General features: G+C 71.1%; 18 protein-coding genes and 1 other RNA gene. 13 read left to right on the top strand and 6 right to left on the bottom strand.

Features of this window, described 5'->3' with window-relative positions; translation table 11 throughout:
• Window positions 1-96 precede the first annotated feature (96 nt).
• The 5 genes from DEJ09_RS14835 (at window position 97) to DEJ09_RS14855 (ending at window position 4617) form a co-directional block, all read left to right on the top strand.
• Window positions 97-1080 carry an AraC family transcriptional regulator gene (locus DEJ09_RS14835; RefSeq protein ID WP_111039860.1) on the top strand — a complete coding sequence of 328 codons (984 nt, stop codon included), beginning with the start codon at window positions 97-99 and terminating at the stop codon, window positions 1078-1080.
• Window positions 1081-1144: 64 nt separating this feature from the next.
• Complete coding sequence (locus DEJ09_RS14840; protein ID WP_111089094.1) at window positions 1145-1768, top strand: alpha/beta hydrolase; 624 nt, start codon at window positions 1145-1147, stop codon at window positions 1766-1768.
• Between the two features lie 106 nt (window positions 1769-1874).
• Window positions 1875-2915, top strand: a complete 1041-nt coding sequence (locus tag DEJ09_RS14845; RefSeq protein WP_111089095.1) for a hypothetical protein — start codon at window positions 1875-1877, stop codon at window positions 2913-2915.
• Between the two features lie 119 nt (window positions 2916-3034).
• Window positions 3035-3880, top strand: a complete 846-nt coding sequence (locus DEJ09_RS14850) for a Nif3-like dinuclear metal center hexameric protein (RefSeq protein ID WP_111089096.1) — start codon at window positions 3035-3037, stop codon at window positions 3878-3880.
• Between the two features lie 2 nt (window positions 3881-3882).
• Window positions 3883-4617 carry a zinc ribbon domain-containing protein gene (locus DEJ09_RS14855; protein WP_111089097.1) on the top strand — a complete coding sequence of 245 codons (735 nt, stop codon included), beginning with the start codon at window positions 3883-3885 and terminating at the stop codon, window positions 4615-4617.
• A gap of 375 nt (window positions 4618-4992) precedes the next feature.
• Here the strand turns inward: DEJ09_RS14855 and rnpB are convergent.
• From rnpB to map, 3 genes are all read right to left on the bottom strand, one after another.
• Window positions 4993-5353: RNase P RNA component class A (gene rnpB / locus DEJ09_RS14860), an RNA gene on the bottom strand.
• 188 nt (window positions 5354-5541) lie between these two features.
• Entirely contained in the window at window positions 5542-6291 is a 750-nt protein-coding gene (ppgK, locus tag DEJ09_RS14865; protein WP_027465446.1) for a polyphosphate--glucose phosphotransferase, read from the bottom strand.
• A 41-nt stretch (window positions 6292-6332) separates the two neighbouring features.
• The gene (gene map / locus DEJ09_RS14870) at window positions 6333-7196 is read right to left on the bottom strand and encodes a type I methionyl aminopeptidase (protein ID WP_027465447.1); all 864 of its coding nucleotides are present in this window, start codon (window positions 7194-7196) and stop codon (window positions 6333-6335) included.
• A 184-nt stretch (window positions 7197-7380) separates the two neighbouring features.
• Here map and DEJ09_RS14875 point away from each other — a divergent pair, with 184 nt between their 5' ends.
• The 6 genes from DEJ09_RS14875 to DEJ09_RS14900 all read left to right on the top strand — a co-directional run bounded on the left by DEJ09_RS14875 (window position 7381) and on the right by DEJ09_RS14900 (window position 17174).
• Complete coding sequence (locus DEJ09_RS14875) at window positions 7381-7560, top strand: SPOR domain-containing protein (RefSeq protein ID WP_111023013.1); 180 nt, start codon at window positions 7381-7383, stop codon at window positions 7558-7560.
• 125 nt (window positions 7561-7685) lie between these two features.
• On the top strand, window positions 7686-9023 hold the full coding sequence (gene glnA / locus DEJ09_RS14880; protein ID WP_027465449.1) for a type I glutamate--ammonia ligase: 1338 nt from the start codon (window positions 7686-7688) through the stop codon (window positions 9021-9023).
• A gap of 36 nt (window positions 9024-9059) precedes the next feature.
• The gene (locus tag DEJ09_RS14885; RefSeq protein WP_111089098.1) at window positions 9060-12011 is read left to right on the top strand and encodes a bifunctional [glutamine synthetase] adenylyltransferase/[glutamine synthetase]-adenylyl-L-tyrosine phosphorylase; all 2952 of its coding nucleotides are present in this window, start codon (window positions 9060-9062) and stop codon (window positions 12009-12011) included.
• Between the two features lie 525 nt (window positions 12012-12536).
• Entirely contained in the window at window positions 12537-14171 is a 1635-nt protein-coding gene (locus tag DEJ09_RS14890; RefSeq protein WP_111030163.1) for a glycosyltransferase family 2 protein, read from the top strand.
• Entirely contained in the window at window positions 14164-15750 is a 1587-nt protein-coding gene (locus DEJ09_RS14895) for a glycosyl hydrolase (RefSeq protein ID WP_111089099.1), read from the top strand. The genes DEJ09_RS14890 and DEJ09_RS14895 overlap by 8 nt, the downstream gene beginning before the upstream one ends.
• Window positions 15747-17174: a UDP-glucose/GDP-mannose dehydrogenase family protein gene (locus DEJ09_RS14900; RefSeq protein ID WP_071403961.1), complete on the top strand. Its 1428-nt coding sequence runs from the start codon at window positions 15747-15749 to the stop codon at window positions 17172-17174. The genes DEJ09_RS14895 and DEJ09_RS14900 overlap by 4 nt, the downstream gene beginning before the upstream one ends.
• Before the next feature lie 473 nt (window positions 17175-17647).
• On the opposite strand, the gene glnA (DEJ09_RS14905) is transcribed toward DEJ09_RS14900, so the two are convergent.
• Window positions 17648-19072, bottom strand: coding sequence for a type I glutamate--ammonia ligase (gene glnA, locus DEJ09_RS14905; protein ID WP_027465453.1), 1425 nt, complete (start codon window positions 19070-19072; stop codon window positions 17648-17650).
• A 140-nt stretch (window positions 19073-19212) separates the two neighbouring features.
• Between glnA (DEJ09_RS14905) and DEJ09_RS14910 the strand changes: the two genes are divergently transcribed.
• Window positions 19213-19668, top strand: coding sequence for an RDD family protein (locus DEJ09_RS14910; protein WP_071244549.1), 456 nt, complete (start codon window positions 19213-19215; stop codon window positions 19666-19668).
• Window positions 19669-20347: 679 nt separating this feature from the next.
• On the opposite strand, the gene DEJ09_RS14915 is transcribed toward DEJ09_RS14910, so the two are convergent.
• Window positions 20348-21064: a DUF4191 domain-containing protein gene (locus DEJ09_RS14915; protein ID WP_027465455.1), complete on the bottom strand. Its 717-nt coding sequence runs from the start codon at window positions 21062-21064 to the stop codon at window positions 20348-20350.
• A gap of 128 nt (window positions 21065-21192) precedes the next feature.
• Here DEJ09_RS14915 and DEJ09_RS14920 point away from each other — a divergent pair, with 128 nt between their 5' ends.
• Entirely contained in the window at window positions 21193-22002 is an 810-nt protein-coding gene (locus DEJ09_RS14920) for a hypothetical protein (RefSeq protein WP_146245741.1), read from the top strand.
• 88 nt (window positions 22003-22090) lie between these two features.
• Here the strand turns inward: DEJ09_RS14920 and sucB are convergent, their stop codons facing one another.
• Window positions 22091-23599, bottom strand: a complete 1509-nt coding sequence (sucB, locus tag DEJ09_RS14925; RefSeq protein ID WP_111089101.1) for a 2-oxoglutarate dehydrogenase, E2 component, dihydrolipoamide succinyltransferase — start codon at window positions 23597-23599, stop codon at window positions 22091-22093.
• Window positions 23600-23607 lie beyond the last annotated feature (8 nt).

A 23607-nucleotide genomic window follows, 5' to 3' on the forward strand; every position in this document is an offset into this window, starting at 1 on the left:
CAACGGTCGTCCGCCCAGCGCACTCCGTGGGCCGTAAACCGCAATGACGGGTCGGCGATTGTCGCGTTTCCCGGATACCGTGTCACGATTCGCGCGATGACTGTCGAGCCTGATCCCCGGATCCGGTTCGAGACGTCCGGCGCCGGACTCGACGCGGCCGTGCAACTGTACGAAGAGGCCTACGAGAGCACGGGGTTCTCGGCGTCCCGGACCGATCGTCCGTTCGCGTACCGGTTCCAGGTCGTGGGCGACGGATCGATGACCTTCCGCTCCACCCGGTTCGACGGGCGGATGCAGGGCGAGGTCGAGGTCCCCGACGAGTACGTCGTGATGTGGACGTCGGACGGCGGTGGCCGCGTCGACGTCGGTCGCCAGGAGGTCGACTTCGCACCGGGGGCCCCGCGGGTGTTCCCGACGCGGCGTCCCTTCGTGTTCGACCTGCAGGACGTCCGCCAGAGCCTCGTGCAGTTCGACCGCACGTACCTGGAGGGCGTCGCCGCCGAGGTGCACGGCACCCGGCCCGGCCCCCTCGTGTTCGACCACACCGCAGCGCCCCGGCCCGAGGACCTCCGCGCCTGGAACGCCCGGGTGCAGCGCGCCGCGGCGATCGTGCTCGGCCCGGCACCGCTCACCGCACTGGCCCTCGCCGAGACCGTGCGGGAGACCGCGCTGGCGTTCCTCGACACGTTCCCGCACGAGACCATCGCCCCCGACGTCGCGCTGCCACAGGGTGCCACTGGTCGTGTGCGCGAGGCCGTGGAGTTCATGCACGCCTTCGCCCACACGCCCGTCACGACGACGGACGTCGCCGAGCACGTCGGCCTGAGCGTGCGGGGGCTGCAGCAGGCGTTCCAGCGGCAGGTCGGCACGGCGCCCAACGCGTTGCTGCGGGGGATCCGGCTGGACCGCGTGCACGAGGAACTCCGCCGCGCGTCGGCGGGCGACCTGACGGTGGCGAGCGTTGCCTTGCGCTGGGGCTTCGCGCACCTCGGTCGGTTCTCGGCGGCGTACGCGTCGCGCTTCGGGCAGTACCCGCGCGACACGCTGCAGCAGCCCCGGGGCGCGGTCCCGCAGCTCTGAGCCGGGCAGGGCACCGCGCGTCACACTCCGGAACGGTGCCTCGCTTCTTCGCTACGCTGCCCCGGTGAGCAGAGCGCGACCGTGGGTGATCGTCCCCGGCATCTGGAACTCGGACCCGGACCACTGGCAGTCCGTCTGGGAGCGGGAGCGGGAGCAGCAGGACGAGCACGACGAGCGCATCCAGCACGACCACCGCCCCCAGCAGCCCGCCGCCGTCCGCATCGCCCCCACCTCGTGGAGCGACCCGGACCCGGACGACTGGTGCGCCGCGATCTCCACGGCCGTGGCCTCGTGCCCGGAGCCCCCGGTCCTCATCGCCCACAGCCTCGGTGTCCTGGCCGTCGCCGACTGGCTCGCCACCACGGCGGACGCTCCCGCGCTCGTCGCCGGTGCCTTCCTCGTCGCCCCACCCGACCCGCTCGGCGACACGTTCCCGGACGAGGCATCGGGCTTCGTGGCGCCGCGCCCGGTGCCCCTGGCCCAGCGGGTCCCGACGCGCCTCGTCGTGAGCGACGACGACCCGTACTGCAGCGCGGACCGGGCGCTCGTGTTCGCCGACGCGATGGGCGCGGACGTCGTCCGCGTCGGTGCCCTCGGGCACGTGAACGTCGCGAGCGGCGTGGGGGACTGGCCCGCGGGCCGGGAACTGCTGCGGGCGTTCGAGGACGGCCTCCGCCCACCTCGGTGACGACGGGCGCGACACGCCGCTCAACTCCGCCGCGATATGGCAGGCGGTGCAGCGACACACCGCGGATGTCCCGCGTTTCGGCCCGCGCGATATTTATCCTTCGGACATGGAGACCCAGTCCGGCGCACGCACCCCGCTCGTGGACCCGTTCGGCCGCGAGCTCGAGGAGTGGCTCCGCGACGCACCGGCGACCCGTGCCCCGTACGTGCCGGACCTCGTCGTCCCGCCCGTCACCGGCCCCGTGCAGCGCCCCGGACACGCCGCGAGCAGCAGCACCGCCGCCGCAGCGACCGCCGACGCGACGACCGCCGACCAGTCGGCCGCCCCGGCACCCGTCGCCGCGCCCGCGTTCCGCCGCGACCGCGCCCGCCACGCCGCCGTCTGCGCCCCGTCGTTCCCGGAGCCGCCGGAGCGTCTGGCCCTGCGCATCGAGGACCTCGCGGTGGAGGTGTCGTCGTCCACAGGCCGCAGCAGCATCGAGCGCATCGTCCTGCTCGAGGACGAGGTCCGACGCCGCGACGAGGACCTGGCACGCCTCGCCGCGTGGGAGGCCACCGTCGCCGGCTCGGAGGACCCCGAGGTGACGGCCGCCCGCGCCTTCGCCCACACCGTCTTCGCCGACCTGCTCACCGACGCCGCCGCCGAGGCGGACCGCCGCGACCGTGCTGCAGCCCGCCGCGCAGCGACCGCGCCGGTGGCGCTCGTCACCCGGCCGGCACCCGTGCCGACCCGCGCAGCACCGAGCGTCCCCGCAGCAGCGCAGGCCGCACCCACCGCGGAAGCCGCGCCGGTGGTGGCACTCGTCACCCCGGAACGCGACGAACCCGTCCGACCGGTGCTGGGCCTCCCGGCCGTGTCCCCGGTGTCCGCGGCCACGCGGCCCACCCCGCTCGTCCTGCCCGCCACCGGGCCGACGGTCATCGACCGCGCGGCCTTCGCCGCCGCGCTCACCGCGCACCAGGGCGTCACCGCGAGCACGCCGGTCGTCCTGCCGGACGCCGTCGCCGCACCCGTCGTCCCGGCCCCCGTCGTGGACGCGACGGAAGCCGACACCGACACCGACACCGACACCGCGGCAGCGCCGGCCCCGGCCGGCTGGTGGTCGCGACTCGTCGACCGCCTGCTCGGCCTGCTCGGTCGTCGCTGACGACCCGCGATCGCGGCGCGGTCGGTTGCACCGCTTCCGGCTGCACTGCCTGGAGGCCCGGATCACCCCACACGGACCGGCTGCCCCGTGCGGGGCGGTCGCCTCGGTAGACTGACGGGATGCCGACGCTCCGCGAACTCCAGGCCGTGATCGAGGACCTGTGGCCCGCCGCCGGTGCCGAGTCGTGGGACTCCGTCGGCCTCGTCGCAGGCGACCCGGACGCCACCGTCGAGCACGTGCACCTCGCCGTCGATGCGGTGCCGGCCACCGCCCGTGAAGCCGTCGAAATCGGGGCCGGGCTCCTGCTCACGCACCACCCGCTGCTGCTCCGTGGAGTGACGACGATCGCCGAGTCGACCTACAAGGGCAGCGTCCTCGCGACCCTCGTGCGTGGCGGCAGCGCCCTGCTCGCGGCGCACACCAACGCCGACGTCGTGACGACCGGCACCTCGGCCGTGCTCGCCGACCGCCTCGGGCTCACCGAGCAGCGCCCGCTCGACGCCGGAGCCGACCCCGACACGGGCATCGGTCGCGTCGGAGTGCTGCCCGAGGGGACGACCCTCGGCGCCCTCGCCCGGAAGCTCGTCAACCTGCTGCCGCCCACGGCCACCGGGGTCCGCGTCTCCGGTGACTTCGACCAGCCCGTCCGCACCGTGGCGCTCTGCGCGGGTGCGGGCGACTCGCTGCTTGGCCACCCCGCCGTGCTCGGCGCCGACGTCTACATCACGAGCGACCTGCGGCACCACCCGGCCTCGGAGTTCCGCGAACAGGCGCTCCTCGGCGGCGGGCCGGCGCTCATCGACACCTCGCACTGGGCCACCGAGTGGCTCTGGCTCGACGTCGCGGCGGAGCAGCTGCGCACCCGGGCCGGGGTCCGCGTCACCGTGAGCGACCTCCGCACCGACCCGTGGGACTTCGCCGTCCTGCCGGCCGCCGAACCCACCACCCCCACAGAAGGAGCCTGACCATGAAGGCAGCACCCGAGGACCAGGTCATCCTCCTCGACGTCCAGCGTCTCGACAACGACGTCACCCGCATCGCGCACCGCATCACGTCGTTGCAGAAGGGCGACCAGCTGACCGAGCTGAGCAAGCAGGCTGCTGCGCTCCGAAGCGAACTCGTCGCCGCCACCGGCGAGGTCGAGGACGCCGAGCGCGACCTCGCCCGCCTGGAGTCCGACACCGCCGTGGCACAGGCCCGTGTCGAGCGCGACACCACGATGCTGCAGAACGTCGCGAACGCGAAGGACGCCGCCGGACTGCAGAGTGAACTCGACTCGCTGCAGCGGCGCATCGGCGGCCTCGAGACCGCCGAGCTCGAGATCATGGAGAACCTCGACGGCCTCCGCGCCCGGGTCGGTGACATCGAGGCCAAGCTCGCCGACGTCGAGGCCGCCCGCGGTGGCCTGGTCGCCGAGCGTGACGCCGAGATCGCCCGGCTCACGGCCGACCGCGAGTCCGCCGAGCAGGCCCGCGCCGACGTCGCCGCCAAGGTGCCGGCCGAGCTGCTCGCCCTGTACGACCGGCAGCGTGCGCGCTACGGCTTCGGCGCCTCGCTCCTGCGGGGCGGCGTGTCGACGGCCTCGGGCGTGGCCCTCAACAACTCCGACCTGCAGACCATCCGCCGGGCTGCGCCTGACGACGTGGTGCTGTGCCCCGACAGCGACGCGATCCTGGTGCGGACGGCCGAGTCCGGGCTGTAGTCGCGAGCGACGTTCGTGGCTCCCGTCCGTTCGTGGGCTGGTCGCAACGCGTCGCGTGCGTGCCGCCGTGCGGTCACGAACTGTCGGCTGCGGCCCTGCCGGCCGACGGTTGGTGACCGCTCGGCGAACCTGAGCGGGGAGTCGTGACCGCGCGCGCCGCCTGACGGGAGGCCCGTGGCGGCGCCGCACCGCGCCTCCTGTCCGTTCGTGGGCTGGTCGCAACGCGCCGCTCGCCGGGCGCCGAAAGGTCACGAACCGTCGGCTGCGGCCGTGCCGGCCGACGGTTGGTGACCACTCGACGAACCTGAGCGGGGAATCGTGACCGCGCGCGCCGCGCGCGACGTCCGCGCGGGCCAACGCAGCACGGAGAAGGGGCGAATGGGCCGGCCGTACGCCGGGTTCTGTCCCGCCGCTTGCACGGCGGTGACGGCCATCTCTCTCGGACCGACGTTGCCGTCGGCCTCCAGCGGTCTACCCGAGGACTCGGCGAGCAGCCTCAACGTCCTCTGTCTGACCTTGCTCCGGGCGAGGTTTACCGAGCGGATCCGGTCACCCGGACCCCTGGTGGTCTCTTACACCACCGTTTCACCCTTACCGACGTTGCCGCCGGCGGTCTGCTTTCTGTGGCACTATCTCGCGGATTGCTCCGGGTGGGTGTTACCCACCGCCCTGCTCTGTGGAGCCCGGACGTTCCTCGGCGCTCCCGGGGGAGCGACGCGACCGTCTCACCGACCCATTCGCTGGAGCGAGTCTACCCGGCTCCGCGGTGCCCGATGCGAGGGCAGCCCCACGGGCGCGCGCACCTGATGAGAACGGGCGTACCTGGTCGGAAGTTCCGACCAGGTACGCCCGATTCGACCAGGTACGCGCGCGACCAGCTACGCCCCCGACCAAGTACGCGCGACCAGGTACGCCCGACCAGCGCTAGACGCTGCGCGCCGCCAGGGTCGCGGCACCGATGATGCCGGCGTTGTTGCGGAGCGTCGCGGGGATGATGTCGGCCTGCAGGTCGAGCAGCGGGAGGAACTCCTCGTACTGCTTCGAGACCCCGCCGCCGACGACGAACAGCTCGGGGGAGAGCAGGGCCTCCAGCGTCGAGTAGTACTTCTGCAGGCGCTTCGCCCAGTGCTTCCACGACAGGTCGTCGCGCTCCTTGGCGGCGAACGAGGCGCGCGACTCGGCGTCGTGTCCCTCGATCTCCAGGTGCCCGAGCTCCGAGTTGACGATGAGCACGCCGTCGTTGATGAGCGCGGTGCCGATGCCGGTGCCGAGCGTCGTCACGATGACCAGGCCGTCCTTGCCCTTGGCCGCACCGAACTGCTGCTCGGCGAACCCGGCGGCGTCGGCGTCGTTGACGAAGTGGATGGAGCGGCCGAGTTCCTTCTCGAACAGCGCCTCGGCCTCGAAGCCGATCCACTTCTTCGACACGTTCGCGGCGGACATCGTCTTGCCGTCCCGCACGATCGCCGGGAAGCAGACGCCCACGGGGACGTCGTCACCGGGGGCGAGCTCGCCGATGATCTCCTTGACCACCGCCGTGATGTCCTGGGGCTTCCCGCCCTCGGGCGTGGCCTTCTTGATGCGGTCCGTGGTGAGGGCGCCGGACGCGACGTCGACGATCGCGCCCTTGATGCCCGTACCACCGATGTCGACGCCGACTGCGAGGGAGGTCATGAGGTTGTCGTGCCTTTCGGTTGCCTACCGGAGGTGTCCGGTCAGGAGACGGTGAGGAGCTCCGCGCCGCGTTCGGTGACGACGAGGGTGTGCTCGAACTGCGCGGTCCACGACTTGTCACGGGTCGAGACCGTCCAGTCGTCGGACCAGATGTCGGCCTCGATGCCGCCGAGCGTGAGCATGGGTTCGATGGTGAACACCATGCCGGGTTCGATCACCGTGTCGTACTGCGGTGCGTCGTAGTGGGGGATGATCAGGCCGGAGTGGAACGCCCGACCGACGCCGTGTCCGGTGTAGTCGCGGACGACGCCGTAGCCGAAGCGCTTCGCGTACGCCTCGATGGCACGACCGATCACGTTGACCTGCCGGCCCGGGGCGACGGCCCTGATGCCGCGACGCAGTGCCTCTTCGGTCCGGGTCACCAGGTCCGACACCTCGGGCGCTGCCTGCCCGACGACGAACGTGCGGTTCGTGTCGCCGTGCATGCCGTCCTTGTAGGCGGTGATGTCGATGTTGACGAGGTCGCCCTCCTGCAGGACGGTGTCGTCGGGGATGCCGTGGCAGATGACCTCGTTGAGGCTCGAGCAGAGCGACTTCGGGTAGCCGCGGTACCCGAGCGTGGAGGGGTAGGCACCGTGCGCGACGACGAACTCGTGCCCGATCCGGTCCAGCTCGTCGGTGGTCACGCCGGGGCGGATGGCCTCGCCGACGGCGTCGATGGCCTGCGACGCGATGCGACCGGCGACGCGGATGCGCTCGACCTCGTCCGGTGTGTAGGTGTCACCGAGACCGTGCTCGTGGGGCTCGACCTTCCCGACGTACTCCGGACGCTCGATGTCCTTCGGGACGGCGCGGTGCGGGGAGATGCGGCCGGCGGTCAGGTGTCCGTGTTCGTCCCGGGGCATGCGGACCACTCTAGCCGCGGCGCGACGCGCCGAGCGCAACCGCCCCAGGGCGCAGCCCGACGCGCCGAGCGCAACCGCCCCGGGGTGCGGCCCGACGTGGTGGGCGTGACTGCCTGGAGGCCCGGTGCCGGTCCGCCGGACCGGCACCGGGCCTCCAGGCGGTCACGTGGGTACGGTGGGCGACATGAGCGAAGAACGCATCGAGTCCCAGTGGTGGTTCAACGACAAGACCGGCCAGGTCGAGCAGGGCCCGCAGTCCCCGCAGCGCGACCGGATCGGCCCGTTCGCGACGCGCGAGGAGGCGCAGCACGCGCTCGACCGCATCGCCGCGAACAACGAGAAGTGGGACGCCGAGGACCGCTGAGCTCCGCGGCCGGCGCCCCGCCGACGCCCCGGTGACGGCGCGTCGCACGGCCCCGCGCACACCGCCGGACCACTAGCCTGGGACGAGGCCCGCCAGCGGCCACCCGATACACGGAAAGGTCGTGCATGGACAAGCAGACGGACTTCGTGCTCCGCACCATCGAGGAGCGCGGCATCAAGTTCATCCGACTCTGGTTCACGGACGTCATCGGGACGCTGAAGTCGGTGGCGATCGCCCCGGCCGAGGTCGAGGGCGCGTTCGCCGAGGGCATCGGGTTCGACGGCTCCGCGATCGAGGGCCTCACCCGTTCCTACGAGGCCGACGTCCTGGCGCATCCGGACCCCTCGACCTTCCAGATCCTGCCGTGGCGCGGCGAGATCGACCCCACCGCACGGATGTTCTGCGACATCACGACGCCGGACGGGCAGCCCGCCGTGGCCGACCCCCGCAACGTGCTGAAGCGCACCCTGGCCCGGGCGAGCGACCGAGGGTTCACGTTCTACACGCACCCCGAGATCGAGTTCTACCTGTTGAAGAGCCGCGAGTGGAAGGACGGCGGCCCGCAGCCCGTCGACCAGGCCGGCTACTTCGACAACGTGCCCGGCGGCAGCGCGCACGACTTCCGCCGCCGGTCGGTCCGGATGCTCGAGGACCTCGGCATCTCGGTCGAGTTCTCGCACCACGAGGCCGGCCCCGGGCAGAACGAGATCGACCTCCGCTACGCCGACGCACTGACGATGGCGGACAACATCATGACCTTCCGCACCGTGGTGAAGGAAGTCGCGATCGAGCAGGGCGTCTACGCGACGTTCATGCCGAAGCCGATCTCCGGCCAGCCCGGTTCCGGCATGCACACCCACGTCTCGCTGTTCGAGGGCGACCAGAACGCCTTCTACGAGGCCGGTGGCCAGTACCAGCTGTCGCAGACCGCCAAGCACTTCATCGCCGGCGTGCTCAAGCACGCGCCGGAGATCACCGCGGTGACGAACCAGTTCGTCAACTCGTACAAGCGGCTCTGGGGCGGTGACGAGGCCCCGTCCTTCGTCACCTGGGGCCACAACAACCGCTCGGCCCTGGTGCGCGTGCCGCTCTACAAGCCGAACAAGGGCCAGTCCTCGCGGATCGAGTACCGCGGCATCGACTCGGCGGCGAACCCGTACCTGGCGTACTCGCTGCTGCTCGCCGCCGGCCTCAAGGGCATCGAGGAAGAGTACGAGCTCCCCGCCGAGGCCGAGGACAACGTCTGGAGCCTCAGCGACTCGGAGCGTCGGGCCCTGGGCTACAGCCAGCTGCCCGCGAGCCTCGACCACGCGCTGAGCCTCATGGAAGACTCCGAGCTGGTGGCCGAGACCCTCGGCGAGCAGGTGTTCAACTTCGTGCTGCTCAACAAGCGGCAGGAGTGGAAGCGCTACCGCGACCAGGTCACCCCGTTCGAGCTCGACACCAACCTCGGCGCGCTCTAGAACCGAGCGCCCTGACTCCTCGGGAGCACGTTCCACATGACCGGTCGGACGACGACGTCACGTTCGGAGCTGGCCCGTCTGGGGTTCGCCGAGCTGTCGGAGAGCCTCGAGCGGGCTGCCGACCTGGAGGCCCGGTTCGGCCCCGACGTGCCGCTGCCGGTCGCCGGGTCTGCCGCGCTCTGGGGTGGCACCGCTGATCCGGACGGTGCCCTGCGGATGCTCGAGCGGCTGCTCGAGCGCGCGCCGGACGAGCTCCGCCCCGTCCTGACGGACGACGCGGCGACCGAGCGCCTGATCCGCCTGCTCGGTGCCTCGATCGGGCTCGGGGAGTTCCTGCACCGCCGCCCGGCCGAGCTGGCACTGCTGCTCGAACCGGTCGGCGAACCGTGGTCGCAGGAGCGGTACACGGCGTCGCTGACCGAGGCCGTCGACGGTGCCACGGGTGAGGACGCCCGGATGCGCCTGCGGGTGCGCTACCGCCGGCACCTCGCCCAGATCGCCCTGTTCGACGTGCTGCACCCCGTGCCGACGGACGCGTTCCCGGCCGTCGCGGCGGGCCTCGCCGACCTGGCGGGCGCCACTCTCGACGCCGCGGTCGACATCGCCCGGCGCGAGGTCCCGTTTCCGGCGGCCGACGTCGCGGCGACCCCGCTCGCGGTGATCGCGATGGGCAAGGCCGGCGCCCGCGAGCTCAACTACGTCAGCGATGTCGACGTCATCTTCGTCACCGAGCCCACCGACGACGTCTCCACCGACCGGGCCGTGCTCGTCTCCACCCGCATCGCGATCGCCGCGATGCACGCGATCACGGACCTCGCCGCCGAGCCCGCGCTGTGGGAGGTCGACGCGAACCTCCGGCCCGAGGGCAAGGACGGTGCACTCGTCCGCACCCTCGACTCGCACGTGGCGTACTACGAGCGCTGGGCGAAGGGGTGGGAGTTCCAGGCGCTGCTCAAGGCCCGTCCGATCGCCGGGTCCGCCGACCTGGGCGACCGGTACGCCGAGGCCGTCGCGTCGTTCGTGTGGAACTCGTCCACCCGGCCGGGGTTCGTCGAGTCGGTGCAGCGCATGCGCGAGCGGGTGACCGAGCACATCCCCGACGCCGACGTCGACCGGCAGCTCAAGCTCGGCCCCGGAGGCCTGCGGGACGTCGAGTTCACCGTGCAGCTCCTGCAGCTCGTGCACGGCCGCGACGACCCGTCCGTGCGGGTCCGGTCGACGCTCGAGGCGATGGACGCCCTGACCGACGCCGGGTACGTCGGCCGTGCCGAGGCCGCTCGGTTCGGGCCGGACTACGCGCTGCTCCGGGTGCTCGAGCACCGCATCCAGCTCCGGCGCCTGCAGCGGACGCACCTCATGCCCTCCGACGAAGAGGAGCTGCGGGTGCTCGCCCGGTCGAGCGGTGTCGCCGCGTCGGCCCCGGCGCTCGAAGCCCGCTGGCGCGCCGTGAAGCTCGAGGTCCGCGGGCTCCACGAGCGCCTGTTCTACCGGCCGCTGCTGTCCGCGGTGGCCTCCACCGAGGACGAGATCGTCCTGACCAACGACCAGGTCGTCGACCGGCTCGCCGGTGTCGGCTTCGTCGACCCCGCCGGAGCCGTCGGCCACATCCGCGCCCTCACGCAGGGGACGAGCCGACGCGCGGCGATCCAGCGGAACCTGCTCCCGGTGCTCCTGCGCTGGATGGCCGAGGGGCCGGCGCCGGACCGTGCGCTGCTGGCCTTCCGGCGGTTGAGCGACGGGCTGGGGGAGTCGAGCTGGTTCCTCCGCATGCTGCGCGACTCGTCCGGCGCCGCACACTCGCTCACCACCGTGCTGTCCGAGTCGGCGTTCCTGTCCGGGCTGCTCGAGCGGTTCCCCGAAGCGGTCGCCTGGCTCGACGAACCCGAGGCGCTCCTGCGTCCGCGGCCGATCGACTCCCTGCTCGCCGAGATGACCGCGACCACCGCCCGACACGGCAACGACGTCGACGGCTCCGCGGCACTGCTGCGCTCGGCCCGACGGCGCGAGACCCTGCGGCTCGGCATGGCCGCCGTGCTCGGCTCCCTCGACGTCGACGGCCTGGGCCCGGCCCTGAGCGACGTCACCGAGGCCACCCTCGCCGGTGCCCTCGCGCTCGCCCGCCGGGACGCCCCCGAGGGCTTCGAGTTCGGGATCATCGCGATGGGCCGGTACGGCGGGCGGGAGCTCGGCTTCGGGTCGGACGCCGACGTGCTGTACGTGTACCGCGCACCGGACCTGGCGCCCGAGGTCGCGTCCCGGACCGCCCAGACCATCGTGCGCGAGCTGAACCGCCTGACCGAGGACACCATCCACCCGCTCGACCTCGACATCGACCTGCGCCCCGAGGGCAAGAACGGTCCCGTCGTGCGGACGCTCGAGTCCTACGGCGCCTACTACGCCCGCTGGTCGCTCACGTGGGAGGCGCAGGCGCTCCTCCGTGCCCGCGGTGCCGTCGGTGACGCACAGCTCCTGCGTGACTTCGAGCACCTCGCCGACCGCACGCGGTACCCGGAGCGGATCGACGACCACCAGGTGCGCGAGGTCCGCCGCATCAAGGCCCGCGTCGAGTCGGAGCGGCTGCCCCGCGGCGCCGACCCGGCCCGGCACCTCAAGCTCGGTCGCGGGTCGCTCAGCGACGTCGAGTGGTTCGTGCAGCTCCTGCAGCTGCAGCACGCGCTCGAGATCCCGTCGCTCCGGACCACGTCGACGCTCGAGGCGCTCGACGCCGCGGTCGACGCCGGACTCGTCGGTGCCGAGGACGGCGAGCGGCTCGGTGCCGCCTGGCGCTTCGCGTCGCGCACCCGCAGTGCCCTCGTGCTGTGGTCGGGGAAGACCACCGACGTGCTGCCCGTCGACCGCGTGCAGCTCGAGGGCGTCGCACGGCTGATGGAGTACCCGCCGGGCTCCGCGAGCCGCCTCGAGGACGACTACCTCGGCGTCACGCGGCGCGCCCGCCAGGTGTTCGAGCGCGAGTTCTACGGCGCCTGACCGGCCGCCGACGCAGCGCCGAGCACCCCGCGACACGCCCGAGCGTCTGCGGACGGACCCGACCTGAGCAGCCATCGAAGGTTAATTCTCCGTGTCGCACGACGTCCCCCGACGGCACCCTCTTCGTACCCCTGTTCGAAACGGAGTCCGGCTCGTTACCGGGCCGTGACCGAACTCCCACCGGACCGCCAGGGGACCTTTTCCGACGTCCCCCGACACGCCGCGTGACCACCTGCTGACCTGGGCTTTCCGTCGGACCCGACCCGTACCTCCAGGCCGCACCTGTCGCCCATCAGGGCGACCCTGCGTCGAGGCGTGGTCCGCAGGAGTGCTGTCAGCACCACGGGGGACCGCTCTGACCGGCCGAGAGGGGGACCGGTGTGTACCCCGTAACGCGCCCGTAACGCCCCCGGACGGGGGTCGCGTTGCGCGCGCGTTCAGGTTCTGCATCAATTGCATCACCCGAACCGGCCCTGATTCCCCGATGAAGCGGAATCTCCACCTCGAACGTTGAAGCAGGGATCAGTGTTCACCTTCATTCTGCAGATCAGGCAGATGGTCGAAGGCCACCCCGAGTTCTACCTGTTCGCCGTGTACTCCGCGGTGATCTGGTTGCTCTGGTTGCTCAAGGTCGTCATCTCCGCCCGCTACCGCCCCTTCACCGGCACCTTCGTCGGTACCACCAGCGTCGTCGTCCCCGTCGTGGACGAACCGCTCGACCTCTTCCGTGACGTCATCGGCCGCATGGTCGAGCAGCAGCCCGGCGAGATCATCGTCGTCATCAACGGTGCCCGCAACGAGGCGCTCGAGGAGGTCTGCGACGAGTTCGCCCCGCTCGTCCGCTGGACCCACACGCCCATCCCGGGCAAGCGCAACGCCGTCAAGGTCGGCACCGAGATGTCCAACGGCGACATCACCGTGCTGGTCGACTCCGACACCGTCTGGACCCCCGGCGCGCTCGAGGAACTCCTCAAGCCGTTCGCCGACGAGTCCGTCGGTGGCGTGACGACCCGGCAGCGCATCCTCGAACCGGAGCGCAGCTGGATCACCCGCTGGGCCGACTGGCTCGAGAACTCGCGGGCGCTCTACTCGATGCCGGCACAGAGTGTCCTCGGGCAGATCGGCTGCCTGCCCGGGCGCACCATCGCGTTCCGCCGGAGCATCCTGATGCGGGTGATGGACCGGTTCATGCACGAGAAGTTCATGGGCGTGTTCCTCGAGGTCTCGGACGACCGGACGCTGACGAACCTCACGCTCAAGGAGGGGTACCGGACCGTCTACCAGTACACGTCGCTGGTCTACACGGACGCCCCGCTGCAGGTGAAGAAGCTGTTCAAGCAGCAGCTCCGCTGGGCCCGCGGCTCGCAGTACAACACGCTGCGGATGCTGCCGTGGATGCTCGGCCACGCCCCGGTCCTCGCGGCGTTCTTCATCACCGACATCATCCTGCCGTTCATGCTCTTCGGCGTGATCGCCGGCTGGATCTACCGTGCCTTCACCGGCCAGGGCGAGAACCTGTACCAGGGCATCCTGTCGCAGTACGGCTTCTCGACCGGGTTCGTCTACGTCGCGGCGCTCATGGTGATCTCGAGCGTGCTGAGCATGGCGATCCGCCAGATGCGGCACCTGTCCGAGAAGCCGAGCGACTTCTTCCGCCTGCCGATGTTCATCATCGTGTCGACGTTCTTCCTGATGCCGATCCGGCTCATCGGCTTCTTCCGCCTGGCGCACGCGTCCGGCTGGGGGACCCGGGCCGGTGCCTACGCCGGGGGCCCGATGCAGGAGGACCCGGCGGACGCCGTCCAGCCGCTGTCCTCCACGGCGCAGGTCCCGGTCAGTCCGATCGACGCCGAGCGTGCCCGGTCGGCCGGGTCCGGGCAGGCGGGTTCGGGCGCTGGTTCGCCCGCTCCGCTCGAGACCGTCGACCAGGTGGCCGTGGACCGTGCGTTCGACGAGCTCTTCGGCGCCGACGCGGCGACCAACTCCACCACCACCGTCCTCGCCACCCGCCGTGAGGCCGCAGCCGCGGTCGCGCAGCAGGAGGCCCAGCGAGCAGCCGCGCCGGCCCCCGCCCGAGCTCGCCGGTACAACCCGTACGCAGCGATCCCGTACGTGATCGGCATCGCGATCTTCGCCCTGGAGGCGTTCCTCATTGTCTGACTTCATCCGTTCCTCGAGTGCTTGGTGGGCGCAGTCCAGCAAGCACGCCCGCCGGACGGCCATCGGCACGACGGCCATCGTGCTGGCGCTCGGCCTCATCACCTGGTCGGTGTGGATCTCGCCCTCCGGCCCCGTCTCGACCGCCGTGCACCAGGCTCTGGGCGTCGAGGCGCCGAAGGCCAAGAAGGTGTCCGCCGCCGAGCTGCAGACGCAGCTCGACGCCGCCCAGGAGCGCATCTGGTCGCTCGAGGGCAAGCTCGACTCCCGCACGGCCCAGGCCGGGTCGCGTGGCGACCAGATCTCGGAACTCAAGGCGCAGATCGCGTCGCTGCAGTCCCAGCTCGGTGCCGCGAAGGACTCGGGAGGCTCGTCCAACGTCAACGCCGCGGGTTCCGGCAGCGGTGGCTCGGGTTCCGGCGGGTCTGGTGCCGGTTCGGCCGGTGGGTCCGGGTCCGGCTCGGGCTCGTCCGACAACGGGTCCGGCAGCGGCTCCGGTTCCGGCAACGGCTCCGGGTCCGGCTCTGGTTCCGGCAACGGTGGCGGCTCGAAGCCGAACCCCGGTCCCTCGACCGACCCGGGTGCCACCCCGGTCGTCACGCCGACCAAGGCCGAGATCCTCGGCCAGCAGTCGCGCTGGTTCGGCCTGTACACCGCGCAGTCCCCGTTCAACTGGGCCGAGTACGACGAGGTCTCCCGTCAGGTCGGCACCGCGTCGAACATGACCGGCTTCTTCCAGGGCTTCGACCAGGAGTTCAACGCCCCCGCGGTGCAGCGCTCCTGGGCCAACGGCCGTGTCCCGCTCATGACGTGGGAGACGGTGCCGGCGCAGACCGGCAACGACCAGAAGTACGTCCCCGGGTACACCAACGAGGACATCTCCGGTGGGTCGTTCGACGCCTACCTGACGAAGTACGCCAAGGCGCTGGCGGCCAACGGACAGCCGATGGTCATCCGTCTCGACCACGAGATGAACGGCTCCTGGTACAACTGGTCCGAGGGTGACGACCAGAAGAACCCGGCCGGCTCCTACGTGAAGATGTGGCAGCACGTGCACGACGTCTTCCAGGCGAACGGCGCGAACAAGTACGTCATCTGGGACTGGTCCCCGAGCCGCATCGACAAGCTCGGCAACCCGAAGTACCAGACGCTCGACTACATGCAGCAGTACTACCCGGGTGCGGACTACGTGGACTGGGTCGGCATGAGCGGCTACTACCGCGACGCCACCGAGCAGCCGACGTTCGGCACGACCTTCGGAGCGACGCTCACGCAGCTCCGCCAGATCGCGCCGGGCAAGGGCATCATGCTCAACGAGATCGGGGCGACCGAGACCGGCACGAGTGTCGCGAACCCGCAGAAGACGCAGTGGATCAACTCGCTCTTCGATGCGCTGGCGGACCCCGCCAACAAGGACATCGTCGGCTTCGCGTACTTCAGCGAGACCGCGACCACCATCATCGACGGCAAGCGCACCACGAACGACTGGCGTCTCAACTCCCGCGCCGATTCCCTCAAGGCCTTCGCCGAGGGCATCAAGCGCAACGACATCGACTACGACCTGCAGGAGGTCACGCAATGAGCGAGTCCAAGAAGTCGACCGCATCGGCCGACACCCGCCCCGCACCCGTCATCAGCGTCATCGGCACCGGCTACCTCGGCGCCACCCACGCGGCCGCCATGGCCGAGATGGGCTTCGAGACCATCGGTGTCGACATCGACCCGTCGAAGCTCGCCGCACTGTCCGCCGGTGAGGTCCCGTTCTTCGAGCCCGGTCTGCCCGAGCTCATCACGAAGCACGTCGCCAGCGGCAAGCTCCGCTTCACCTCCGACATCGCCTCGGCCGTCGCCGCCGCGGACGTCCACTTCGTCTGCGTCGGCACCCCGCAGAAGGCCGGGTCGCACGCCGCGAACCTGGCCTACGTCGAGAGCGCCACCCGTGGCGTCGCCGAGAACCTCACCCACCCGGGCCTCATCGTCGGCAAGTCGACGGTCCCGGTCGGCACGGCAGCGCGACTCCGTGGCATCGTCCGCGAGTTCACCCCCGCCGGGATCGACGCCGAGCTCATCTGGAACCCCGAGTTCCTGCGTGAGGGCAAGGCCGTCGAGGACACCCTGCACCCGGACCGTCTGGTCTGGGGTGGAGCCTCCGAGGCCGCCGACGCCGTGATCCGCGAGGTCTACGCCGCGCCCATCAGCGAGGGCACCCCGGTCATCACGACCGACCTCGCCACCGCGGAGCTCGTCAAGGTGAGTGCCAACGCCTTCCTCGCCACCAAGATCTCGTTCATCAACGCGATCTCCGAGATGTGCGCCATCACCGGCGCCGACGTCTCCACGCTCGCCGACGCCCTCGGCCACGACGCCCGCATCGGCCGGAAGTTCCTGAACGCCGGCCTCGGCTTCGGCGGCGGCTGCCTGCCGAAGGACATCCGGGCGCTCATGTACCGCGCGAACGAGATCGGCGCGGGCCAGGTCGTCGGCCTCATGCAGCAGGTCGACGAGATCAACATGGGGCAGCGCCAGCGGGTCATCGACATGGCGATCGACTCGGCCGGGGGATCGGTGCTCAACCGTCGCGTGGCCGTCATCGGTGCCGCGTTCAAGCCCCTGACCGACGACGTCCGGGACTCGCCGGCGCTGAACGTCGCCGCCGCGCTGCACCTCCGCGGCGCCCAGGTGACGCTCTGGGACCCCGAGGCGATGGAGCCCGCGAAGCGCTCGTTCCCGACGCTGAGCTACGCCGCCTCGATGACGGACGCGATCGAGGGCGCCGACGTCGTCCTCGTGCTCACCGAGTGGGACGACATCATCACCGCCGACCCGGTCGCCCTCGGCGACCTCGTCGGGCGCCGCGTCGTCATCGACGCGCGCAACTGCCTCCCGGTCCTCGACTGGGTGAAAGCGGGGTGGACCGTCCGTTCCCTGGGACGTCCCACGCCGGTCACGGGTGCACCCGTGAGCGTCGCAGCGGGGACGAACGACGCGTTGGCCACGAGCCGCTAGTCACCGTTCGCGAGACGGGGTCCGTGCCGGGCGGCGCGGGCCCCGTTCCCGTGCGCCCGGGGCTTGGTCTGTCCGGGCGGTTCCGGGCGTACCTGGTCGAATCGGGCGTACCTGGTCGGAAGTTCTGACCAGGTACGCCCGATTCCGCTTTCCAGTCCGGCTGCTATGGGAAGGAACGTGCGCCGCGACCGCCTGGAGGCCCGGCGCCCGCCCGCCGGACCGGCACCGGGCCTCCAGGCGGTCGCGTCCGCACCCCGCGCGCACGGTGGCAGCGTCCTCTCGCGAAAGCGACAGAACCCCGGGGAATGTTCGCGGCGTTCTGTCGCTCTCGCGGGTGCCAGCGCCCAGGCCGTCAGCGCACTGTCGCTTTGGCATACACACGAAGGGCCCCGCACCTGACGGTGCGGGGCCCTTCGTGTGGTGTCAGCGAGACTCAGACGCGCATGCGCAGAGCGCGAGTGCGTCAGCGAGACTCAGACGCCGAAGTACAGCTCGTACTCGAACGGGTGCGGGCGCTGGGCCAGCGGGAGGATCTCGTTCTCACGCTTGTAGTCGATCCAGGTCTGGATGAGGTCCTCGGTGAAGACGTTGCCCTTCGTGAGGAACTCGTGGTCCGCCTCGAGCGCGTCGAGCGCCTCGTCGAGGGAGCCGGGGACCTGGGGGATGCCCTTGGCCTCCTCGGGCGGGAGCTCGTAGAGGTCCTTATCGACCGGCTCGTGCGGCTCGATGCGGTTCTGGATGCCGTCGAGGCCCGCCATCAGCTGCGCGGCGAAGGCGAGGTACGGGTTGCCGGAAGCGTCGGGCGCGCGGAACTCGATACGCTTGGCCTTCGGGTTGGTGCCCGTGATCGGGATGCGGATCGCCGCCGAGCGGTTGCCGGCCGAGTAGACCAGGTTGACCGGAGCCTCGAAGCCCTTGACCAGACGGTGGTACGAGTTGATCGACGGGTTGGTGAACGCGAGCAGCGCCGAGGCGTGCTTCAGGATGCCGCCGATGTACCAGCGCGCGAGGTCCGAGAGACCGCCGTAGCCGTTCTCGTCGTAAAAGAGCGGCTTGCCGTCCGACCAGAGCGACTGGTGGGTGTGCATGCCCGAGCCGTTGTCGCCGAAGAGCGGCTTCGGCATGAACGTGGCGACCTTGCCCCACTGGTCAGCCGTGTTCTTGACGATGTACTTGAACTTCAGGATGTCGTCCGCGGCGTGGACCATCGTGTCGAACTTGTAGTTGATCTCCTGCTGGCCGCCGGTGCCCACCTCGTGGTGCGAGCGCTCGAGCTCGAAGCCCGCGTCGATCAGCTTGAGGGTGATGTCGTCGCGCAGGTCGGCGGTCTTGTCGACCGGCGACACGGGGAAGTAGCCGCCCTTGTACGGGGTCTTGTTGGCGAGGTTGCCGCCCTCTTCGTCACGACCGGTGTTCCAGGCGCCCTCTTCGGAGTCGACCGCGTAGAAGGACTCGTTCTGCGTGACCGAGTAGCGGACGTCGTCGAAGATGTAGAACTCGGCCTCGGGGGCGAAGAACGCGGTGTCCGCGATGCCCGTCGACGCGAGGTACTTCTCGGCCTTCTTCGCCACCTGGCGCGGGTCGCGGCCGTAGATCTCGCCGTTCCGCGGGTTGTAGATGTCGAAGATCATGATGAGCGTGCGCTCGGCGCGGAACTGGTCGACGTACGCCGTGGTGACATCGGGGATCAGCTGCATGTCGGACTCGTGGATCGACGCGAAGCCGCGGATGGAGGAGCCGTCGAACAGCTGGCCGACCGAGAAGAAGTCCTCGTCGACGGTGGATGCCGGGATGTTGAAGTGCTGCTGCACACCGGGCAGGTCCGTGAAGCGGATGTCGAGGAACTTGACGTCGGTGTCCTTGATGAAGGCCAGGACCTCGGAGGAATCGCTGAACATGGGGCCGATCTCCAATGGGTTGGGTGATGTCGGAGGCACCGGTCAAGGCACCTCCGACGAGGCTATTGACATGGGGTTTCCCGGACATGACTGGTTTGTTTCGGGCGTGTTACGCCCGGGCTGTCGCCTACGCTGGGACCATGGCCCGCAGCACCCCCAGTCCGTCCGCGCCCTCCGAGCACCCGGACGGATGGCCGGGCAAGGACCTCGGTCTGCCCGAGTCCGGGCCCCGGAGTGTGGGGCGGATCGGGCGGCGGGTCGTCGCGCTCCTCATCGACGGCGCACTTGCTGACCTGGTCGCCTACGTCACCGGGGTCTGGTCGCCGGTGAACGGTTCGGGCGACATCGCGCACTCCTGGGTGCAGATCGCCATCTTCGCCGTGCTGCAGATCGTGTTCATCTGCCTGCTGTCCGGGTCGTTCGGGCACATCTGCGTCGGTCTGCGGGTCGTCCCGATGCGTGGAGGCTACGTGGGGGTGTGGCGGCCGATCCTCCGGACGGTGCTGCTCTGCCTGGTGGTCCCGGCGCTCATCATCGACCGCGACAGCCGGGGTGCGCACGACCGCATCGCGGGGACGGTGCTCGTCCGCCGCTGATCGCGTCGGCCGCGGGTGCGGGTGCGAGTGCGGCGCGCGGGCGGTGGCCGTCGGCACCGTGCGAGGTTGCTCATCGGGTGCGAGGTTGCGTACTCCGTGCGTGCTCCGTCCCTTCGCACCGAGTACGCAACCGCGCACCGTGCAGGGCTCAGCCGCTCGCCCTCGCACCGTGCGAGGTAGGGCGCCGGGCATGCGCCGCTCGCCCTCGCACCGTGCGGGGTTGCTCATCGGGTGCGAGTTTGCCCGCCCCGTGCGCCGTCGGAGTCTCGCACGGAGCCGACAACCTCGCACGGTTCAGGGCCGGGGCCGCGCCCTCGCACCGTGCGAGGTTGCGCGCCGGGCCTCCGCCGCTCGCCCTCGCACCGTGCGGGGTTGCTCGTCGGGTGCGAGGTTGCGTACTGCGTGCGTGCTCCGTCCCTTCGCACCGAGTACGCAACCGCGCACCATGCAGGGCCCAGCCGCTTGCCGTTGCACCGTGCGAGGTTGCTCACCGGGTGCGAGCATCCCGTCCCCGTGCGCCGTCGGAGTCCCGCACCGAGCCGACGACCTCGCACGGTTCAGCGAAGGTCGCACGGTGCGGGACCCGCGAACACCCCCGCCCCCGCCGGCACTCCACGCACACACGAGAACGCCCCCGACCTGATCTGGTCGGGGGCGTTCTCGTTCCGAGGGGCTTCGGTCAGCGCGGCCGTCCGGCGCGAGCCCGCATCGGGTCCATGCCCTTCGGGATCGAGGCCGCGGGGCTCTGCGTCAGCGAGTCGAGACGGTTCGCGACCGCCAGGACCTCGTTGCGGTTGAGCGACTTCTTGAGCTTGTTCATGGCACGGGGCAGCTTGTGCAGCGTCAGGCTCTCACCGGTGCCGTCACCCACGTGCAGCACGTGCACGGCGACGTTCGGGACGATGCGCTGCACCTTGCGGCGCTCCTCGTCGACCTGGCGGTTGAGGTTGCCACGCTGACCCTCGGTGATCAGGACGACACCCGGGCGACCCACGGCGCGGTAGACCGCTGCCTGCGAGCGACCGTGCACCGCGACGGGCATTTCGCTCGAGCGCCACTGGCGACGGAGCGAGTTCGACAGCACGGCACCGACGGCGCCAGGCTGGCCTTCGATCTGCGAGTACGCGGCGCGTTCGGCCAGACGACCGAGCACGATGAGGAAGAGCAGCACACCGAGCAGCACACCGGCGACGATCCACAGGACGATCGCGAGCCAGTTCTGCCCCGGCAGGAGCAGCGCCAGCAGGACACCGAGGACGACCGGGCCGACGAAGGCGAGGGCGAACCACCAGACCGACGACGGGTCGGCCTTTCGGGTCATCTGGAAGACCTGGAACATCTGCTTGAGACGCCCCGGCTCCTTCGCCTTCTTGTCTGTGGAAGAGCTGCGTGCCATGCGAACAGGATACGGCCTCCGTGCGCCGGGGGAGACCGTCGCGTGTCCGGCTGTGCGCGAACACGTCTTGTCCACAGGTGGTGCGGGAGAGCCTGGAGGCCCGCCGCGCCACCGCCACGCTGGTCACCATGGAGACGAGTACCGAAGACCACCCGGATCGCTGGATCGCGACCGGCGACGAGCACGACGTGCTCAGCTGGGTCGCCGACCGCTCCGCGGCCGCCGAGCGGCACCTCGTCCCGGTGGCCGCGGTCGGCCGGACCCCGACGGGGCATCTCGTGGTCGACCTCGACCGGCCGACCGGCACACCGCTCGTGGCGGCGCTCGACCGGCTCGGCACCCCGACCACCGGCGTCGCGGTGACCCTGACGGTCCCACTCCTGGAGCTCCTGGTGGCGGTGCACGACGGCGCGGTCCTGCTCGGTGCCGCCGGCATCGACGACGTACTGGTGGACGACTCCGGTGCCGTCGTGCTCTGCGACCGCCCGACGAACGCGACGACCCCGACGACCCCGACGCGCACCGCACACCCCACACCCACCGCGCACTCGACCGACGCGACCCGCACCCTCGTGCTCGCAGCCCGGACGGTGTGGGACCGCGTCGACCCGGCCGATCCCGCTCAGCAACCGGTGCTCGACGCGCTGCAGGACGCCCTCGACGGTGACGGACCGAGCGCACGAACGGCACTCGACGTCGTCCATGGCACCGCCGCGCCCCGGCCGTTCCGCTGGGCCCCCGTGCCGAGCGACCTCGTGTTCGCCGAACCGCCGACACCGGACGGGCAGGACGGACTGCTCGAGCGCCTGCGGGACGTGGTCGAGCACGGCGTCCCGCTCGGAGCCGACCGACGGCTCCCGCTCCGCCGCGTGCTCGTGGGGCTCGTCGTCGCCGTCGGGTCGGTCGTCGCCGCCCTGACCCTGCTCGGCGGCGGGTGATGCCGAACCCGCCCGAGAACGGGAACCGGAACGGGAACGGCCCCGGCTCCCACGAGGGGAACCGGGGCCGTCGGCCGTGCTGCTCGGATCAGTACCCGAGGTTCGGGGCGAAGTTGCCCTCTTCGAGACGGTTCTTCACCGCGACGAGGTACCGCGAGGCATCCGCACCGTCGATGATCCGGTGGTCGTACGACAGCGCCAGGTAGACGAACGAGCGGATGGCGATGGCCTCCTGGCCGTCGACCTTCACGACCGCCGGACGCTTCGTGACGATGCCGGTGCCGAGGATCGCCGACTGCGGCAGGAACACCACGGGGGTGTCGAACAGCGCGCCACGCGAACCGGTGTTGGTCAGCGTGAACGTGCCGCCGGCCAGCTCGTCGGGCTTGAGCTGGTTGTTCCGGGTGCGCTCGGCGAGGTCCGCGATGGACTTCGAGAACTGCGCCAGGTCCAGCGAGGCCGCGTCCTTGATGACCGGGGTCAGCAGGCCGCGCTCGGTGTCCACCGCGATGGAGACGTTCTCGGACTCCGGGTAGACGATCTCGTCGCCCTCGACCGTGGAGTTGATCTTCGGGTGGGCCTTCAGCGCCTCGGACGCCGCGAGGGCGAAGAAGGGCATGAAGGAGAGCTTCGAGCCGGTCTTCTCGAGGAACTCCGCCTTGTGCGCGTCGCGGAACTGCGCCACCTTCGTGACGTCGACCTCGACGACGCTCGTGAGCTGTGCGGTCGAGGTCATCGACTGCACGGCACGCTCGGCGACGACCTTGCGCAGGCGGGTCATCTTCTCGCGGGTCCCGCGCAGCGGCGAGACCTCGGCGACGAACGGGCCGGACGCGGCGGCGGGTGCTGCTGCTGCCGAGGCGGCCGGGGCCTTCGCGGCGGCGGCGAGGACGTCCTCCTTGCGGATGCGCCCCCCGACACCGGAGCCGGTGACCGTGGACAGGTCCACACCCTGCTCGTTGGCGAGCTTGCGCACCAGCGGGGTGACGTAGCCGGAGGCTGCGCCGTCCTGCGTGGGGTTCGGCACCGCTGCGGCGGCCGTGGTGCTCGGCGCGGACGCCGGAGCCGGAGCCGGAGCGGCCTGGGCCGGCACGGCTGCCGGCGGAGCGGCTGCGGGCGGCGGGACCGGAGCGGCGGCCGGGACCGGCGCTGCCGCGGGCGGGGCGGACGGTGCCTGCGGGGCGGCGGGCTGCGTCTGTCCGGCGGGGGCCGGCTCGGGCTCGGTGGGCTCGGGCGCGGGGGTCTCGGCCTCCTGCTCCGTGCTTGGAGCGGCCTCGGGCTCCTCGGCGTCGGCAGCGGCGGCGTTCGCGTCGTCGGCGCCGGAGTCGGACGAGTCCGAACCGCCGTCGGACGAGCCGGAGCCGTCACCGATCTTCACGAGGGCGGTGCCGACCTCGACGGTCTCGTCCTCGGGAACGAGGATCTCCTCGACGACGCCGGCGATCGGCGACGGGATCTCGGTGTCGACCTTGTCGGTCGAGACCTCGAGCAGCGGCTCGTCGACCTCGACCCGGTCACCGACGTTCTTCAGCCATCGGGTCACCGTGCCCTCGGTGACGCTCTCGCCGAGCGCCGGGAGGTTGACGGATTCGCTCATCGGGTGGA

Source organism: Curtobacterium sp. MCLR17_055 (assembly GCF_003234305.1).
Taxonomy (GTDB): Bacteria; Actinomycetota; Actinomycetes; order Actinomycetales; family Microbacteriaceae; genus Curtobacterium; species Curtobacterium flaccumfaciens.